The 16,948-nt window shown below is 71.6% G+C and carries 13 protein-coding genes; 12 read left to right on the top strand and 1 reads right to left on the bottom strand.

What is annotated here, in order from left to right; genetic code table 11:
* Positions 1 to 3: 3 nt before the first annotated feature.
* Positions 4 to 1,812, bottom strand: coding sequence for a glycoside hydrolase family 15 protein (locus ABEB03_RS15870; RefSeq protein WP_345648343.1), 1,809 nt, complete (start codon positions 1,810 to 1,812; stop codon positions 4 to 6).
* A gap of 491 nt (positions 1,813 to 2,303) precedes the next feature.
* On the opposite strand from ABEB03_RS15870, the gene ABEB03_RS15865 reads away from it, so the two are divergent.
* The 12 genes from ABEB03_RS15865 (at position 2,304) to ABEB03_RS15810 (ending at position 16,874) form a co-directional block, all read left to right on the top strand.
* Positions 2,304 to 3,953, top strand: a complete 1,650-nt coding sequence (locus ABEB03_RS15865) for a CTP synthase (RefSeq protein WP_345648239.1) — start codon at positions 2,304 to 2,306, stop codon at positions 3,951 to 3,953.
* Positions 3,954 to 4,051: 98 nt separating this feature from the next.
* A complete protein-coding gene (locus ABEB03_RS15860; protein ID WP_345648236.1) occupies positions 4,052 to 4,678 on the top strand; it encodes an NUDIX hydrolase in 627 nt (208 codons plus the stop codon).
* A gap of 184 nt (positions 4,679 to 4,862) precedes the next feature.
* Positions 4,863 to 6,944 (top strand): tetratricopeptide repeat protein, encoded by a 2,082-nt coding sequence (locus ABEB03_RS15855; RefSeq protein WP_345648233.1) that lies wholly within the window; start codon positions 4,863 to 4,865, stop codon positions 6,942 to 6,944.
* Between the two features lie 171 nt (positions 6,945 to 7,115).
* Positions 7,116 to 8,231 carry an alanine dehydrogenase gene (ald, locus tag ABEB03_RS15850; protein ID WP_345648340.1) on the top strand — a complete coding sequence of 372 codons (1,116 nt, stop codon included), beginning with the start codon at positions 7,116 to 7,118 and terminating at the stop codon, positions 8,229 to 8,231.
* A 422-nt stretch (positions 8,232 to 8,653) separates the two neighbouring features.
* Positions 8,654 to 9,781, top strand: a complete 1,128-nt coding sequence (locus ABEB03_RS15845; RefSeq protein ID WP_345648230.1) for a ParA family protein — start codon at positions 8,654 to 8,656, stop codon at positions 9,779 to 9,781.
* Positions 9,766 to 10,335, top strand: coding sequence for a hypothetical protein (locus tag ABEB03_RS15840; RefSeq protein ID WP_345648227.1), 570 nt, complete (start codon positions 9,766 to 9,768; stop codon positions 10,333 to 10,335). The genes ABEB03_RS15845 and ABEB03_RS15840 overlap by 16 nt, the downstream gene beginning before the upstream one ends.
* An 18-nt stretch (positions 10,336 to 10,353) precedes the next feature.
* Complete coding sequence (locus ABEB03_RS15835; RefSeq protein ID WP_345648224.1) at positions 10,354 to 11,751, top strand: segregation and condensation protein A; 1,398 nt, start codon at positions 10,354 to 10,356, stop codon at positions 11,749 to 11,751.
* Positions 11,748 to 12,410: an SMC-Scp complex subunit ScpB gene (gene scpB, locus ABEB03_RS15830; protein ID WP_345648219.1), complete on the top strand. Its 663-nt coding sequence runs from the start codon at positions 11,748 to 11,750 to the stop codon at positions 12,408 to 12,410. The genes ABEB03_RS15835 and scpB overlap by 4 nt, the downstream gene beginning before the upstream one ends.
* On the top strand, positions 12,410 to 13,480 hold the full coding sequence (locus ABEB03_RS15825) for a pseudouridine synthase (RefSeq protein ID WP_345648214.1): 1,071 nt from the start codon (positions 12,410 to 12,412) through the stop codon (positions 13,478 to 13,480). The genes scpB and ABEB03_RS15825 overlap by 1 nt, the downstream gene beginning before the upstream one ends.
* 226 nt (positions 13,481 to 13,706) lie before the next feature.
* Positions 13,707 to 14,735: a sigma-70 family RNA polymerase sigma factor gene (locus ABEB03_RS15820; RefSeq protein WP_345648211.1), complete on the top strand. Its 1,029-nt coding sequence runs from the start codon at positions 13,707 to 13,709 to the stop codon at positions 14,733 to 14,735.
* Positions 14,732 to 15,427, top strand: coding sequence for a DinB family protein (locus ABEB03_RS15815; protein WP_345648206.1), 696 nt, complete (start codon positions 14,732 to 14,734; stop codon positions 15,425 to 15,427). The genes ABEB03_RS15820 and ABEB03_RS15815 overlap by 4 nt, the downstream gene beginning before the upstream one ends.
* 31 nt (positions 15,428 to 15,458) lie before the next feature.
* Positions 15,459 to 16,874, top strand: coding sequence for an MFS transporter (locus ABEB03_RS15810; protein WP_345648203.1), 1,416 nt, complete (start codon positions 15,459 to 15,461; stop codon positions 16,872 to 16,874).
* Positions 16,875 to 16,948 lie beyond the last annotated feature (74 nt).

The following is a 16,948-nucleotide window of genomic DNA, read 5'->3' as shown; positions in this document are numbered from 1 at the left end:
GGGTCAGCCGCCGTACGCTCCCGAGGCCGTCAGACGCAGTGCCGTGTCGATCAGGGGGACGTGGCTGAACGCCTGCGGGAAGTTCCCCACCTGGCGCTGCAGGTTCGGGTCCCACTCCTCGGCGAGCAGCCCGAGGTCGTTGCGCAGGGCCAGCAGGCGCTCGAACAGCTTGCGGGCCTCGTCGACCCGGCCGATCATCGCGAGGTCGTCCGCCATCCAGAACGAGCAGGCGAGGAAGGCGCCCTCGTCGCCCTCCAGACCGTCCACGCCCGCGTCCTCACCGGCCGTCGGGTAGCGCAGGATGAACCCGTCCGGGGTGGACAGCTCCCGCTGGATCGCCTCGATCGTGCCGATCACCCGCTTGTCGTCCGGCGGCAGGAAGCCCATCTGCGGGATCAGCAGCAGAGAGGCGTCCAGCTCCTTGGAGCCGTACGACTGCGTGAACGTGTTGCGCTCCTTGTCGTAGCCCTTCTCGCACACGTCCCGGTGGATGTCGTCGCGCAGTTCGCGCCACTTCTCCAGCGGACCGTCCGCGTCACCGGACTCGATGAGCTTGATGGTGCGGTCGACGGCGACCCAGGCCATCACCTTGGAGTGCACGAAGTGCCGGCGCGGACCTCGCACCTCCCAGATGCCCTCGTCGGGCTGGTCCCAGTGGTCCTCCAGGTAGCGGATCAGCTTCAACTGGAGCAGCGAGGCGTAGTCGTTGCGGGACAGGCCCGTCATGTGGGCCAGGTGCAGGGCCTCGGTGACCTCGCCGTACACGTCGAGCTGGAGCTGGTGCGCGGCGCCGTTGCCCACGCGGACCGGCATCGAGTTCTCGTACCCGGGGAGCCAGTCGAGTTCCGCCTCACCCAACTCCCGCTCGCCCGCGATGCCGTACATGATCTGCAGGTTCTCCGGGTCGCCCGCGACGGCGCGCAGCAGCCATTCGCGCCAGGCGCGCGCCTCCTCGCGGTAGCCGGTGCGCAGCAGCGAGGAGAGGGTGATCGCGGCGTCCCGCAGCCACGTGTACCGGTAGTCCCAGTTGCGTACGCCGCCGATCTCCTCCGGGAGCGAGGTCGTCGGGGCGGCGACGATCCCGCCCGTCGGCGCGTACGTCAGGGCCTTCAGCGTGATCAGCGAGCGGACCACGGCCTCGCGGTAGGGCCCGTGGTACGTGCACTGCTCGACCCAGTCGCGCCAGAACCCCTCGGTGGCCACCAGGGACTGCTCCGGCTCGGGCAGCGCGGGCGGCTCCTTGTGCGAGGGCTCCCACGAGATGGTGAACGCGATCCGGTCGCCCGGCGCCACGGTGAAGTCGGCGTACGTGGTCAGCGCCTTGCCGTAGGTCTCACAGGCCGTGTCGAACCACACCGAGTCCGGTCCGGCGACGGCGACGGTGCGTCCCTCGTGCTTGTGCACCCAGGGGACCACTCGCCCGTACGAGAAACGCATCCGCAGCGCGGAGCGCATCGGCACCCGGCCGGTGACGCCCTCGACGATCCGGATCAGCTGCGGCGCGCCGTCACGCGGCGGCATGAAATCGATCACCCGGACCGTGCCCCGCGGGGTGTCCCACTCGGATTCGAGGATCAGCGAGTCGCCGCGGTACCTGCGGCGTGCGGCCGTCGGCGGTTCGGCGTCGGCCGCGTGCGCCGGGCCGAGCCGCCAGAACCCGTGTTCCTCCGTGCCGAGCAGCCCCGCGAAGATGGCATGCGAGTCGAAGCGGGGCAGGCACAGCCAGTCGACTGTGCCGTCCCGGCAGACCAGCGCGGCTGTCTGCATGTCTCCGATGAGTGCGTAGTCCTCGATGCGCCCGGCCACGTGCATCTCCAGTCGAACGGCCACGTCGCCCCCCGTCAGGGGCGGTCGCTCTTGCGGTCAGGGGAACGTATGTAATGCGAAGCGTCTGTTGTTGCGGAACGTCGGTGTTGCGCCGCTGCGGAACGTCAATTGTCGGTGCGATTGTCGTTGCGAAACGAACTGACGAGCTCTCTTTGTTCCGGGGTACGGGCGGGGATGGTGCCGTGTGCCGGCCGGGCTCGGCAGCGAGTGTCCGAGCAGGATACGACGCACCTGGAAGATCCGCGTGCCGCTCACGGCAACCCGGGTGGGCCGATCGAGTGAGGGCTGTGCGGGCTCTGTGCCCAGGTGTGCGCGGAGCGTGGCCGGAAGCGGTCCTGTTCTGTCGCTGATACCCTGGTAGCCCGTGGACCGGTGGGCAAGAAACCCCCGAACCGCAGCGACGGCACCTCCGGAAATCTCCGGACCCCACGCCGGCACGCACCCCAGACCGCGACCACGGGAGCCCCCCTTTGGCCATGCCGCCCAAATCCACGACGACCAAGCACATCTTCGTCACCGGGGGTGTCGCCTCCTCCCTCGGCAAGGGCCTCACCGCCTCCAGCCTGGGCGCGCTGCTCAAGGCGCGGGGCCTTCGGGTCACCATGCAGAAGCTCGACCCGTACCTGAACGTCGACCCCGGCACCATGAACCCGTTCCAGCACGGCGAGGTGTTCGTCACCAACGACGGCGCCGAGACCGACCTGGACATCGGTCACTACGAGCGCTTCCTCGACGTGGACCTGGACGGCTCGGCCAACGTCACCACAGGTCAGGTGTACTCGACGGTGATCGCCAAGGAGCGCCGCGGCGAGTACCTGGGCGACACCGTGCAGGTCATCCCGCACATCACCAACGAGATCAAGCACCGTATCCGCCGCATGGCCACCGACGACGTCGACGTCGTCATCACCGAGGTCGGCGGCACGGTCGGCGACATCGAGTCCCTGCCGTTCCTGGAGACGGTCCGCCAGGTCCGTCACGAGGTCGGCCGCGACAACGTCTTCGTGGTGCACATCTCGCTCCTTCCCTACATCGGCCCGTCCGGGGAGCTGAAGACGAAGCCGACGCAGCACTCGGTTGCGGCGCTGCGCAACATCGGTATCCAGCCGGACGCGATCGTGCTGCGCGCCGACCGCGAGGTGCCCACCGCCATCAAGCGCAAGATCTCGCTGATGTGCGACGTCGACGAGGCGGCCGTGGTCGCGGCCATCGACGCCAAGTCGATCTACGACATCCCGAAGGTCCTGCACACCGAGGGCCTGGACGCGTACGTCGTGCGCAAGCTGGACCTGCCCTTCCGCGACGTGGACTGGACGACCTGGGACGACCTGCTCGACCGCGTCCACAACCCGCTCCACGAGATCAACCTGGCCCTGGTCGGCAAGTACATCGACCTGCCCGACGCCTACCTCTCGGTCACCGAGGCGCTGCGCGCCGGCGGCTTCGCCAACAAGGCCCGCGTGAAGATCAAGTGGGTCACCTCCGACGACTGCAAGACCCCGGCGGGCGCCGCGAAGCAGCTCGGCGACGTCGACGCCATCTGCATCCCCGGCGGCTTCGGCGACCGCGGCGTCTCCGGCAAGGTGGGCGCCATCCAGTACGCCCGCGAGAACAAGATCCCGCTGCTGGGCCTCTGCCTCGGCCTCCAGTGCATCGTGATCGAGGCCGCGCGCAACCTGGCCGACATCCCGGACGCCAACTCCACCGAGTTCGACTCCGGCACCGCGCACCCGGTCATCTCCACCATGGCCGAGCAACTCGACATCGTCGCCGGCGAGGGCGACATGGGCGGCACCATGCGCCTGGGCATGTATCCGGCCAAGCTCGCCGAGGGCTCCATCGTGCGCGAGGTGTACGACGGCAAGGAGTACGTCGAGGAGCGCCACCGTCACCGCTACGAGGTGAACAACTCCTACCGCGCCGAGCTGGAGAAGAAGGCCGGTCTGCAGTTCTCCGGCACCTCCCCGGACGGCAAGCTGGTCGAGTACGTCGAGTACCCGCGCGACGTCCACCCGTACCTGGTCGCCACCCAGGCCCACCCCGAGCTGCGTTCCCGCCCGACCCGCCCGCACCCGCTGTTCGCGGGGCTGGTCAAGGCGGCCGTGGCACGCAAGACGGGCAAGTAACGCAAGGGTTGTACGGTGACCGGGGTGCGCGTCTTGCGAGGTGCGCGCCCCGGTTCCGTCACAGGACCGGATCTTTCGCACGTGTGGGAGGACAGGCCATGACGATCAAGGACACCGCCGAGGAGTGGGAGATCCGGGCGACCGAGACCCCGTTCAAGGGCAACAAGACCTCGGTGCGCACCGACGACGTGGTCATGCCCGACGGCTCGGTGGTCCGCCGCGACTACCAGGTCCACCCCGGGTCCGTGGCCGTCCTCGCCCTCGACGAGGAGGACCGCGTCCTGGTCATCCGCCAGTACCGCCACCCCGTGCGCCACAAGCTCTGGGAGATCCCCGCGGGCCTGCTCGACATCCCCGGCGAGAACCCGCTGCACGCCGCGCAGCGCGAGCTCTACGAAGAGGCGCACGTCAAGGCGGAGGACTGGCGCGTGCTGACCGACGTCTACACCACTCCGGGCGGCTGCGACGAGGCCGTGCGGATCTTCCTCGCCCGCGACCTCTCCGAGGCGGAGGGCGAGCGCTTCGAGGTCGAGGACGAAGAGGCCGACATGGAGCTGGCCCGGGTGCCCGTCGCGGACCTCCTCCGCGGTGTGCTCGGCGGCGACCTGCACAACAACTGTCTGGTCGTCGGCGTCCTCTCGCTGATCGCCGCACGGCAGGGCGACGGCCTCGACGCGCTGCGCCCGGCCGAGGCGCCCTGGCCCGCGCGCCCCTTCGAGGTCTGACACCCGCCCACGGGTTCCTGCCGCCGCGCGCGGCACACCGCCGGTCCTACGATCGCCTGATCCGATCGGGGGATGTGTCCGCCGCGCTCCGCACGGTTCGTCGCAGAGCGTGAACTAGGCTCTGGAAACGCCCGAACCGGAGTCCCGGCGGGCTTGCGCGTGCAGTGGGACGGGAGTGTGGCCCGTGACGGAACCGGCCGTGGAAGACGACGGCACGAACGTGTCGGCGAAAGGACAGCCGCCGGCTGTCGAGTCCGTTTCCACGCAAGGTCAGTTCCTCGGCCGCACAAGAGAGTTGAAGGAACTCAGGGCCGACATCGAGCGCGCGGGCCTGGACACCCTCTCCGGGCGCAAGGCGCCTCGCGCGCGCGTGCTGCTCATCGCGGGCAAGCCCGGATCCGGCCGTACCGCGCTCGCCGAGGAGCTCTCCCGGCAGGTTGCCGAGCGTTACCCCGACGGGGTGCTGCGCGCGCGGCTCACCGAACCCGACGGCACCCGGGTGCCCACCGAGCGCACCGCGCGCGAGCTGCTCGTCGCCCTGGGCCTGACGACACCTCCCGGAGCCGACGCCGACGACCTCGGCGAGGCCCTGCGCGAGGCCCTCGCCGTGCGCCGGGTGGTGCTGCTGCTCGACGACGCGGCCGACGCCGAGCAGGTCGACGCGCTGCTCCCGGACGCCCCCGAGTGCCTGGTCGTCGCCGTCTCCGGAGGGCCCCTCACCGGCATCGCGGACGTCCGCCCCTGCACGCTGGGCGGCATGGACACCAAGTCCGCCCTCGAACTCCTCGGCCGATACACCGGCTCGGTCCGTATCACCGTCGACCCGCTGGCCGCCGAGGGTCTGGTCGAGCTGTGCGCGGGCCAGCCCGCGGCGCTGGCGCTCGCCGGCGGCTGGCTCGCCGCCCGGCCCGCGTCGGCCGTCGCCGACCTCACCAAGCACCTGCGCACCGACGGCGAGGAGGGCACGCCCGTCGACCGCGTCTTCCGCCTCTCGTACGGCTCGCTCCAGGCCGCCGCGGCGCGGACGCTGCGTCTGCTGTCCCTGGCCCCCGCGGGCCTCGTGGACCCGCACACCGCCTCCGCGCTGGCCGGCTGTTCGGTCGGCGCGGCCCGCTCCGCCCTGGACGAATTCGTCACGCTCGGTCTGCTGCGCTTTGTCGAGTCGCCGCTGTCGCAGTACGAGGTGCCCGGCTGTCTGCTGCCCCTGCTGCGGGCGATGACGGAGATCCACGACCGCCCGTCCGAGCTCCAGCTGGCCCGCGCCCGCATGCTGGAGCGGACCGTGCGGCTGCTGGTGTCCTGCCGCGCCATCACGGAGACCGACAGCTCGCCGGCCCGCGAGAAGCTCGCCGGGATGCCCCGCGCCCTGCGCTTTCCCACCCCTAGGGCCGCCGCCGAGTGGCTGGAGATCCGGCAGCCCGCGCTGCTGGCCTCGGCCCGGCTCGCGGTCGCCGACGGGGAGCTGGACACGCTGGCCCGCCGCCTCATGGCCGCGCTGGTCAGGGCGCTGGTCGCACACGTCGGGACACGGGCCGCCGCCCCCGAGCTGTACGGCATCCACCGACTCGTCCTGGACGTCGCCGAGCGGCGCAGCCTGCCGCGCGAGAAGGCCGCGGCGCTGCTGAACCTCGCCGACCTGGACGCGCAGACCGGCCGGACCGCCGACGCCCTGGTCCGCTACCGGGCGGCGCTGGACGCCGGACGCGAGGCGAACGACCCGTATGCGACCGGCCGCGCGATGGAATCCGTAGGCGGTGCCCATCAGGAGCTCGGGGACTTCGACCGGGCCGCCGACTGGTACGGCAGGGCGCTCGCCCAGCGCCTGGCCCGTGGGGAGCGCGTGGACGCCGCCCGGCTGTACGGCCGCATCGCCACCGCGCACACGTACGCGGGCCGCTACGGCGAGGCCCTGCGCAACTGGCGCGCCGCCGTCACCGGACACCGGCGCAACGCCGACGTGGCCGCGCAGGCACGGGCGTTGAGCGAGATGGCCCGGGTGCAGGAGTACGCGGGGCGGCCCGAGGAGTCGCTGCGCACCTGCCAGGAGGCCGTCGAATGGGCGCGGCACGCGGACGACGTGCGCCTGCAGGCGGCGCTCCAGCTCAGGCTGGCCGACACGCTGGACCGGCTCGGGGACCCGGCGGCCGCCCGGCTGCACCGCGGCGCGGCGGAGCGCATGCTGGGAGACGAGCTCCCCGAGGGCACATCCAGCCAGGAACATGACGCTAACGCCTACGAAATCCGCAGTGCATCCGCTGAAGATTGATGCATTGAAAGGCTAGACAGAGAGAATCCCTTCATTAGACTGGCTCCGCCGCGTCCTTTCGTGGTGTCTCCCGATGTGCTCCGGTACGTCAGGTATGACATGCATTGCCTGGCTTGCATCGCCTCGGCATGCATAGCCCCAGAACCCTCTGAGCCAAGGACCGTGATCGACGTGAAGGTCGGCATCCCCCGCGAGGTCAAGAACAACGAGTTCCGGGTGGCCATCACCCCCGCCGGCGTGCACGAGCTGGTGCGCCACGGCCACCAGGTCGTCATCGAGCGCGGCGCCGGTGTCGGCTCGTCGATCCCGGACGAGGAGTACATCGCCGCAGGCGGGCAGATCCTCGAGACGGCCGACGAGGTGTGGGCCGCCGCCGACCTGCTGCTCAAGGTCAAGGAGCCGATCGCGGAGGAGTACCACCGCCTCCGCAAGGACCAGACGCTCTTCACCTACCTGCACCTGGCCGCCTCCAAGGAGTGCACGGACGCGCTCCTGGAGTCCGGCACCACGGCGATCGCGTACGAGACGGTCGAGCTCCCCAGCCGCGCGCTGCCCCTGCTGGCCCCCATGTCGGAGGTCGCGGGCCGTCTCGCCCCGCAGGTCGGCGCCTACCACCTGATGCGCGCGGCCGGCGGCCGTGGCGTGCTGCCCGGCGGTGTCCCGGGCGTGCTGCCCGCCAAGGCCGTCGTGATCGGCGGTGGCGTCTCCGGCTGGAACGCCGCGCAGATCGCCATCGGCATGGGCTTCGAGGTGACGCTGCTCGACCGCGACATCAACAAGCTGCGCGAGGCCGACAAGATCTTCGGCACGAAGATCAAGGCCGTCATGTCCAACTCCTTCGAGCTGGAGAAGGCCTGCCTGGAGGCCGACCTCGTGATCGGCGCCGTGCTCATCCCGGGTGCCAAGGCCCCGAAGCTGGTCACCAACGAGCTGGTGTCCCGGATGAAGCCGGGAAGTGTCCTTGTCGACATCGCGATCGACCAGGGCGGCTGCTTCGAGGACTCGCGTCCCACCACCCACGCCGAGCCGACCTTCCCGGTCCACAACTCGGTCTTCTACTGCGTCGCCAACATGCCCGGCGCGGTGCCCAACACCTCCACGTACGCGCTGACCAACGCCACGCTGCCGTACATCGTCGAGCTCGCGGACCGCGGCTGGGTCGAGGCGCTGCGCCGTGACCCCGCGCTGGCCAAGGGTCTCAACACCCATGACGGCAAGGTCGTTTACCGCGAGGTCGCCGAGGCGCACGGCCTCGAGCACGTCGAGCTGGAGACGCTGCTCGGCTGAGTCATCGACCGGTAAAAAGTCGATACTCCCCGGTCCGCGCTTCGCTCGATCGGGGGGAAAACGTCACAGGTCGTCAACACCGCGCACCCGGCCGGACCTTGCCCGACAAGGTCCGGCCGGATGTGTGTCGGGTCACTTTGCGACACTCGTTCAACTCGCCGCGAACATAACCATTCGACCGATTCGCACACCGGTGAAACCTGCCGTGCGACGGCCTTACGCCCTTGACAGAGGGGTGTTCGGTTGCCGACACATCGGGTCGGGTCCGGCGGATTGTGTTGCTGCGGACCGGTGACACGCCATAGAGTCGCCAACCGTCGGCATGGTGCCACGCTGACCTATCTAGAAGTTTCCTGGTCACCAAGGAGGTAAGACGACTTGTGAATGAGTCGACATTTACTCCCGGGGGTGGTCAACCAGGAATGCCGGCGCGGGGCCAGGGCCCCACGGAGCTCAAGGCTGTCGGCTCCGTCGCTGTCCGAACCTTCGCAGCCCACCAGAGTCCCCGGATGACTCAGACAGCACACCAGAGCATGGATGGCCATCACGTGAACGCCATGGCCGGCAACGGAAGTGGCGAGAACCACACCCACTTCGCCGACTACGACGAACTGCCCGAGGGGCACTTCTACGACCCCGACGCCGAGTACGAGCCCGATCCGGAGTACGCGGCCACGCTCGCGCCCGACGCGGCCCGCCAGCGCCGCGAGCGCATCGGCCCGACCGGCCGCCCGCTGCCGTACTTCCCGATCCCGGGCCCGCTGACCGACCACGGCCCCGCGAAGATCATCGCGATGTGCAACCAGAAGGGCGGCGTCGGCAAGACCACGTCGACCATCAACCTGGGCGCCGCGCTCGCGGAGTACGGCCGACGGGTCCTGCTCGTCGACTTCGACCCGCAGGGCGCGCTCTCGGTCGGTCTCGGCGTCAACCCCATGGAGCTCGACCTCACCGTCTACAACCTGCTCATGGAGCGGGGCATGGCGGCCGACGAGGTGCTCCTGAAGACAGCGGTCCCGAACATGGACCTGCTGCCCAGCAACATCGACCTGTCCGCCGCCGAAGTGCAGTTGGTGAGCGAGGTCGCCCGCGAGTCCACGCTGCAGCGCGCCCTGAAGCCGCTGATGGCCGACTACGACTACATCGTGATCGACTGTCAGCCCTCGCTCGGCCTGCTCACCGTGAACGCCCTGACGGCGGCTCACAAGGTGATCGTGCCGCTGGAGTGCGAGTTCTTCGCCCTCCGTGGTGTAGCGCTGCTCACCGAGACCATCGAGAAGGTCCAGGAGCGGCTCAACCCCGAGCTGGAACTCGACGGCATCCTCGCCACGATGTACGACTCCCGCACGGTGCACAGCCGTGAGGTGCTCGCGCGCGTGGTCGAGGCCTTCGACGATCACGTCTACCACACGGTGATCGGCCGCACGGTCCGCTTCCCGGAGACCACGGTCGCCGGTGAACCGATCACCACGTACGCCTCCAACTCCGTCGGTGCCGCCGCCTATCGCCAGCTCGCCAGGGAGGTGCTCGCCCGGTGTCACGCCGAGTGAGTCTGCCGGGGGCCGACGAACTGTTCCGTACCACCGGGGGAATGGCGCTCCAGGCGTCCACGCCCTCCCGCCGGACCAATGGCGAGGCGCGGGTTCCGGCGCCCGCGGGTGACAGCGACGCGGCCGCCGCGGCGGAGGACGCGCCTCAGTCCGTGCCCGTCCAGGGCGGCGACGGCGAGGGCGACGAACACGTCGCGGCCGACGCCGAGCCGGCCGACGCGGGCGAGTCCCGCAGCCGGGGCGCCGCCGCGGAGCGCACGGGACGGCGCCAGGCGCCGCAGGAGGGCTCCTCCGCCGCCCAGCCGTCCCGCAAGCGGGGGCGGGCCGCCAACCGCCGGCCCAGCGGCCGGGAGCGGCACGACGAGAAGATCACGGTGTACGTGTCCGCCGAGGAGCTCATGGACCTCGAGCACGCCCGGCTGGTGCTCCGCGGCGAGCACGGTCTCGCCGTCGACCGCGGGCGCATCGTGCGCGAGGCGGTGGCCGTGGTGCTGGCCGACCTGGAGTCCCGGGGGGACGCGAGCATCCTCGTACGACGGCTGCGTGGGCGGTAGCGGTAGCCTGCGACGGCTATGACCTCGAACGACGCCCCTGTCCCCGCCGCCGGCTCCGGCGGGCGTCGGCGTGTCCTGGGGCGGGGCCCCGGGGCGACGCCCCCGCCCGAGACGCCGACCGCGGCCTCGCCGCCGCAGCCTCCGGGCGGAGCGCCCGCTCTTCCGGCGGAAGCCGAGGCGGCCGCGTCTGCGCAGGTGGACGAGGCGGCGAGCGGGCCGGTCGCGTCGGCCGAGGCGGTCGGCCCGGCCGCGCGGGTCGGGGCGGGTGAGGCGCCCACCCGGGGCGAGCAACCTGCCGCGGTCGTGGAATCCGAGGCGGTCGTGGAGACCGTCGAGGTCGTGCAGTCCGTCGAGGTCGTGCAGCCCGAGGCGGTCGTGGAATCCGTCGAGATCGCGCAGTCCGTCGAGGCCGTGGAGCCTGTCGAGGCCGTGGAGCCTGTCGCCGTCGAAGGTCTTGCCGGCGTTGTACCCGGGGCCGGGGCCGGGGCCGGGGTCGGGGCCGCGACGCAGGGCGCCGCGGACGTCGGTACGGATGCCGTGCCTGCACCCTCCGAGGGCTCCGACGACGCCGGTGACGGGGTCTTCAAGGTGCGGCTCTCGAACTTCGAGGGCCCCTTCGACCTGCTGCTCCAACTGATCTCGAAGCACAAGCTGGACGTCACGGAAGTGGCGCTGTCCCGCGTGACCGACGAGTTCATGGCGCACATCAGGGCGATGGGACCGGACTGGGACCTCGACCAGACGACCGAGTTCCTGGTCGTCGCGGCGACCCTGCTCGACCTCAAGGCGGCCCGGCTGCTGCCCGCCGCCCAGGTCGAGGACGAGGCCGACCTGGCGCTGCTGGAGGCCCGGGACCTGCTCTTCGCGCGGCTCCTGCAGTACCGCGCGTACAAGCAGATCGCGGACATCTTCAACGCGCGGCTGGAGGAGGAGGCCCGCCGGTACCCCCGTACCGTCGGGCTCGAGGCCCACCACGCGGAACTGCTGCCCGAGGTCGTCATCAGCATCGGGCCGGAGGGCTTCGCGAAGCTCGCGGTCAAGGCGATGCAGCCGAAACCCAAGCCGCAGGTCTACGTCGACCACATCCACGCGCCGCTGGTCAGCGTGCAGGAACAGGCCGGGATCGTGGTGGCGCGGCTGCGCGAACTCGGCGAGGCGAGCTTCCGCGCGCTGGTCGAGGACACCGACGACACCCTCACCGTCGTGGCCCGCTTCCTGGCCCTGCTGGAGCTCTACCGGGAGAAGGCCGTCGCCCTCGACCAGGAGGAGGCCCTCGGGGACCTGCTGGTGCGCTGGACGGGCGGCGAGGGCGACGAGCAGCCCCGGGTCACCGACGAGTTCGACCGGCCCCCCGAGGACCCGACGGGCAAGGACGACGCCAAAGGGACCGGCACGGGCAAGGAGGAGAAGGCGTGAGCGAGGACACCAGCGAGATCCCGGCGGGGCTGCGCACCGTCGCCGACCTCGATCTCAAGCCCGCCCTGGAGGCCGTCCTCATGGTCGTCGACGAGCCGGCCACCGAGGAGCACCTCGCCAAGATCCTGGAGCGGCCGAAGCGGCAGATCGCGGACGCGCTGCGGGAACTGGCCGACGAGTACACGGTTCAGGGCCGAGGCTTCGAGCTGCGGCTCATCGCGGGCGGCTGGCGGTTCTACACCCGGCCCGCGTACGCCACGGCCGTGGAACGCTTCGTCCTGGACGGGCAGCAGGCCCGGCTCACCCAGGCGGCGCTGGAGACGCTCGCGGTCGTCGCGTACCGCCAGCCGGTCAGCCGTTCCCGGGTCTCGGCGGTCCGCGGAGTGAACTGTGACGGTGTGATGCGCACCCTCCTCCAGCGCGGTCTGGTCGAGGAGGCGGGCACGGAACCCGAAACAGGTGCGATCCTGTACACGACGACGAACTACTTCCTGGAGCGAATGGGCCTGCGCGGCCTGGACGAGCTCCCGGAGCTCGCGCCCTTCCTCCCCGAGGCGGACGCGATCGAGGCCGAGACGCAGGAAGGTGTTCCGTCGTTCGACCCGGACGCACCTGACGCTCCGGGGACAGACGACGCAGACGACCAGACGGAATTTTGATGCGAAGCAGCGGCAGCGGCAGCGGCAAGAGCGGCGGGCGCGGTAACTTCCGCGGTGCCGGCAACAACAGGGACCAGAAGCAGGGGCAGGGACGCCCCCGCAAGCCCCGCCCCGAGGAGCGCCGCTACGACGTGGGCCCCGGGGCCTCCCCGGACGGCCCGAAGTCCGGACGCGGCAGTGCGGCCCGCGGCGGCGCCAAGGGCGGACCCAAGCAGAGCCAGCAGCGTGGCGGCCGCACCGAGCCCGCGCGCTCCCGCGAGTACGAGACGCGGGCCGAGGAGCGCAACCGGGACCGGTACGCGGGCAAGAAGGACATCAAGCTGCCCAAGACCTTCCCCGGCGCCGAGCAGGAGGGCGAGCGCCTGCAGAAGGTGCTCGCGCGAGCGGGCTACGGCTCCCGGCGCGCCTGCGAGGAACTGGTCGAGCAGGCCCGGGTCGAGGTCAACGGCGAGATCGTCCTGGAGCAGGGGCTGCGCGTCGACCCGGAGAAGGACGAGATCAAGGTCGACGGGCTGACGGTCGCGACGCAGTCGTACCAGTTCTTCTCGCTGAACAAGCCCGCCGGTGTCGTCTCGACGATGGAGGACAACGAGGGACGTCAGTGCCTCGGCGACTACGTGACGAACCGCGAGACGCGGCTCTTCCACGTCGGCCGGCTCGACACCGAGACCGAGGGCGTCATCCTGCTCACCAACCACGGTGAGCTGGCCCACCGCCTGACCCACCCCAAGTACGGCGTGAAGAAGGTCTACCTCGCGCACATCGTGGGTCCGATCCCGCGCGATTTGGGCAAGCGACTCAAGGACGGCATCCAGCTGGAGGACGGGTACGCCAAGGCGGACCACTTCCGCGTCGTCGAGCAGACCGGCAAGAACTACCTCGTCGAGGTGACCCTCCACGAGGGCCGCAAGCACATCGTGCGCCGCATGCTCGCCGAGGCCGGTTTCCCCGTCGACAAGCTGGTGCGGGTGGGCTTCGGCCCGATCACCCTGGGCGACCAGAAGTCGGGCTGGCTGCGCCGCCTGTCGAACACCGAGGTCGGCATGCTGATGAACGAGGTCGGCCTCTAAGGCTCCCGCGACCCACGACGGCCGGTTCCGGAACTTCTCCGGGGCCGGCCGATTCGTTTTCGCCGCCCCGCCGGTCTGTACCGGTGAACGATCCGCCGGTCTGCGCCGGCGGGGACGCTCCGGTCCGCGCCGGTGTGCCCTCCGCCGGATCCGGGCCGGCGCGGGCACCGCCGGTCCGTACCGGCGCGGGAGCCGCCGGGCGTGGGCCGGCGGGAAGGGAGCGGGCATGGCCGCGACGACCGACCGCGAGGAGTTCGTACGGCTCACGGATCCGTACCGGCGGGAGCTGCTCGCGCACTGCTACCGCATGCTCGGATCGGTGGACGACGCCGAGGACCTCGTCCAGGAGACCTATCTGCGGGCCTGGCGGGCGTACGGCGGGTTCGAGGGCCGGGCGTCCTTGCGGACCTGGCTGCACCGGATCGCCACGAACACGTGCCTGACGGCCCTGGAGGGCCGTGTGCGCCGTCCGCTGCCCGCCGGCCTCGGCGGGGCCTCCGACGCGCCCGAGGAGCCGCTGAGGGCCCCCGCGACGGACGTCGAGTGGCTCCAGCCGCTGCCCGACACTCTCGTCGACCCCGCGACCGTGGTGGCGGCCCGGGGGAGCCTGCGGCTCGCGCTCGTCGCCGCGCTCCAGAACCTGCCCGCCCGGCAGCGGGCCGTGCTCATCCTGCGTGACGTGCTGGCCTGGCGCGCGCCCGAGGTCGCCGCGTTGCTCGGGACCTCGACCGCGGCCGTCAAGAGCACCCTCCAGCGCGCGCGTGCCCGGCTCGACGAGGTGGCGCCCGAGGAGGACCTGGTGACCGAACCGGACGTAGCCCGGGACCGCGAGCTGATCGACCGCTACATGGCGGCCTTCGAGCACGCCGACATGGACGCCCTGCTGGAGCTCCTCCAGGACGGTGTCGAACTGGAGATGCCTCCTCACCTGGACTGGTTCCGCGGCACCAAGGACGTGCTGCGTTTCCTGGGGGTGCGGGTCGGCGAGCCGGGACGGGTCCGGATGCTGCCGACGGGGGCCAACGGACAGCCCGCGGTGGGGTCGTACGAGAGGGGCGCGGACGGCGCGTACCGGGCGCACTCCTTGCAGGTGCTCGATGTGACCGGCGCACATGCCCCGGATCTGCGCGACGCGCACGCAGCGCCTGCGCTCGGCGTACGCGGAGCGCGCATCGGGCGGATCACCGCCTTCCTCGACCCGGACCTCTTCGCGCGCTTCGGCCTGCCGAAGGTGCTGCCGCAGGTGCTCCGGTGAACTCCGGCGAGCTCCTGGAGCGTTCGCTCGCGTATGCCCTGGGAAGCGTCGCGGTGGTGGCGCCCGGCACGCTGGGACGGGCCACGCCCTGCGCGCGCTGGGACCTGGGGGAGCTGCTGCGGCACCTCGACGACTCGGTGGACGCGCTGTACGAGGGTGTCACCGACGGGCAGGTGGGACGGTGTCCCACCGCCGGCGCCGCCGATCCGGTGTGCGCCTTCCGGGAGCGTGCCTGCGCGTTGCTCGGCGCCTGGGCGGTGGCCTTCGGCGACGTGCCGCACGCGGGCCGCCCGCCCGGCAGGGACGGGCCTTCGGCCGGGGGCGCCGCGAGTCGCGGCCAGGCCTTCGCGTGCGGCCTCCCGGGCACGGGCGAGCCCCTCGTGGGCGTGGGCGACCGGTCGCTCGGGCTGGGCGTGCTCGCGGCGGTCGGCGCCGTCGAGATCGCGGTGCACGGCTGGGACGTGGCGCAGGCGTGCGGGACGTCCCGGCCGATCCCGCCGGCGCTCGCCGCCGAACTGCTGCCCGTGGCGCGGTGCGTCGTGGACGACGCCGACCGCGGGGTGCGCTTCGCCGAACCGGTGGGCGCGCCGACGTCGTGGCCCCGGCCCGGAGACCGTCTGGTGGCCTTCCTCGGGCGGCGCCCCGGACCGCCGCGATTCCTTTCCGGACGGGGTCCGGTCTGCCTTCCGTGAGTGATCCCTCGACCTCACGGAAGGAACCGACATGGCTGACACCCTGCGCGCCCCGGTCCGCGAATCCGCTTCCGGTGCCGCACCGCCACGACGCGCGTGGACCGTCGTACTGGCCGGACTCGGGGCGCTGCTCTGCTCCCTGGACGTGGTCGTGGTCTCCACCGCGCTGCCCGCGCTGCGGGCGGACTTCGGGGCGAGCCTGTCCGACCTGGAGTGGACGATCAACGCCTACAACCTCGTCTTCGCCTGTCTCACCCTGACCGGTGCCGCGCTCGGCGACCGGTTCGGACGGCGCCGCATGTACGTCGCGGGACTCGCCGTCTTCACCGCGGCCTCGGCCCTGGCGGCTCTCTCGGGAAGTCCCGGACAGCTGATCGCCGCGCGTGTGGTCCAGGGCGCCGGCGCCGCCGTCCTGCTGCCGCTCACGCTCACCCTCATCAGCGACGCGTTCCCGGCGGAGAAGCGGGGCGTCGCCATCGGCCTGTGGGGCGGGGTGACCGGGCTGGGTGTGGCGGCCGGACCGGTGCTCGGCGGCGCGGTCACCGAGGGCCTGTCCTGGCAGTGGATCTTCTGGCTGAACGTGCCGACGGGGCTTGCGATGCTGCCGGCGGCCGCCCGCAGGCTGCGGGAGAGCCACGGCCCGCGTCCACAACTCGACGTCGTGGGACTGCTGTTGGCGGCTGTCGGGCTGACCGGACTCTCGTGGGCACCGGTGCGGGCCCCGGAGGCGGGCTGGGGGAGTGCCGAAGTGCTGGGCGCGCTGGCTGTCGGACTGGTCTTCGTGGCGGCCTTCCTCGCCTGGGAGCACGCGCGGGCCCGCTACCCGATGCTGCCGCTCACCCACTTCCGCCGGCGCGGCTTCTCCACCGCCAACGGCGCCGCGTTCCTGACGTTCATGTCCCTGCTCGGCTCGCTCTTCATGATCTCGCAGCTCTTCCAGCTGGGCCTCGGCAACTCCCCGCTGGAGGCGGGCGTCCGCATCCTGGTGTGGACGGGGATGCCGCTGCTCGTCGCGCCGCTCGCGGGCGCGCTCGCCGACCGGTTCGGCAACCGGCCCTTCATGCTCGCGGGACTCGTCCTGCAGGCCGTCGGGATCGGCCTGCTGGCCCGGCAGGTCGAACCGGGCGTCTCCTACGGCAGCCTGGTCCTGCCGCTGATCGTCGCGGGTGTCGGGATCTCCATGGTCTTCCCCACCGTGGCGAACGCGGTGACGTCGTCGGTGCCGCCCGAGGAGGCGGGCGTCGCGGCCGGGGTCAACAACGCGCTGCGCGAGCTGGGCGGGGTCTTCGGAGTCGCCGTGGCCGCGGCCGTGTTCACGCGGTACGGCGGCTACGGCTCGGCGCGGTCCTTCGTCGACGGCTGCGGACCCGCGCTCTGGGTCTCCGCGGGGGCTGCCGCGGCGGGCGCGGTGGTGGCGGCGTTCGCGCCGTCGCGCGCCGGAGACTGACACCGGGGCCGGGCGGACACAGCCGGGGGACCGCGCACCCCGGATCCGTCCGCCCGGCGCCATATTCCCGCGCT

Source organism: Streptomyces siamensis (assembly GCF_039543605.1).
Classification (GTDB): Bacteria; Actinomycetota; Actinomycetes; order Streptomycetales; family Streptomycetaceae; genus Streptomyces; species Streptomyces siamensis.
This window is presented reverse-complemented; position numbering and strand designations above follow the sequence as displayed.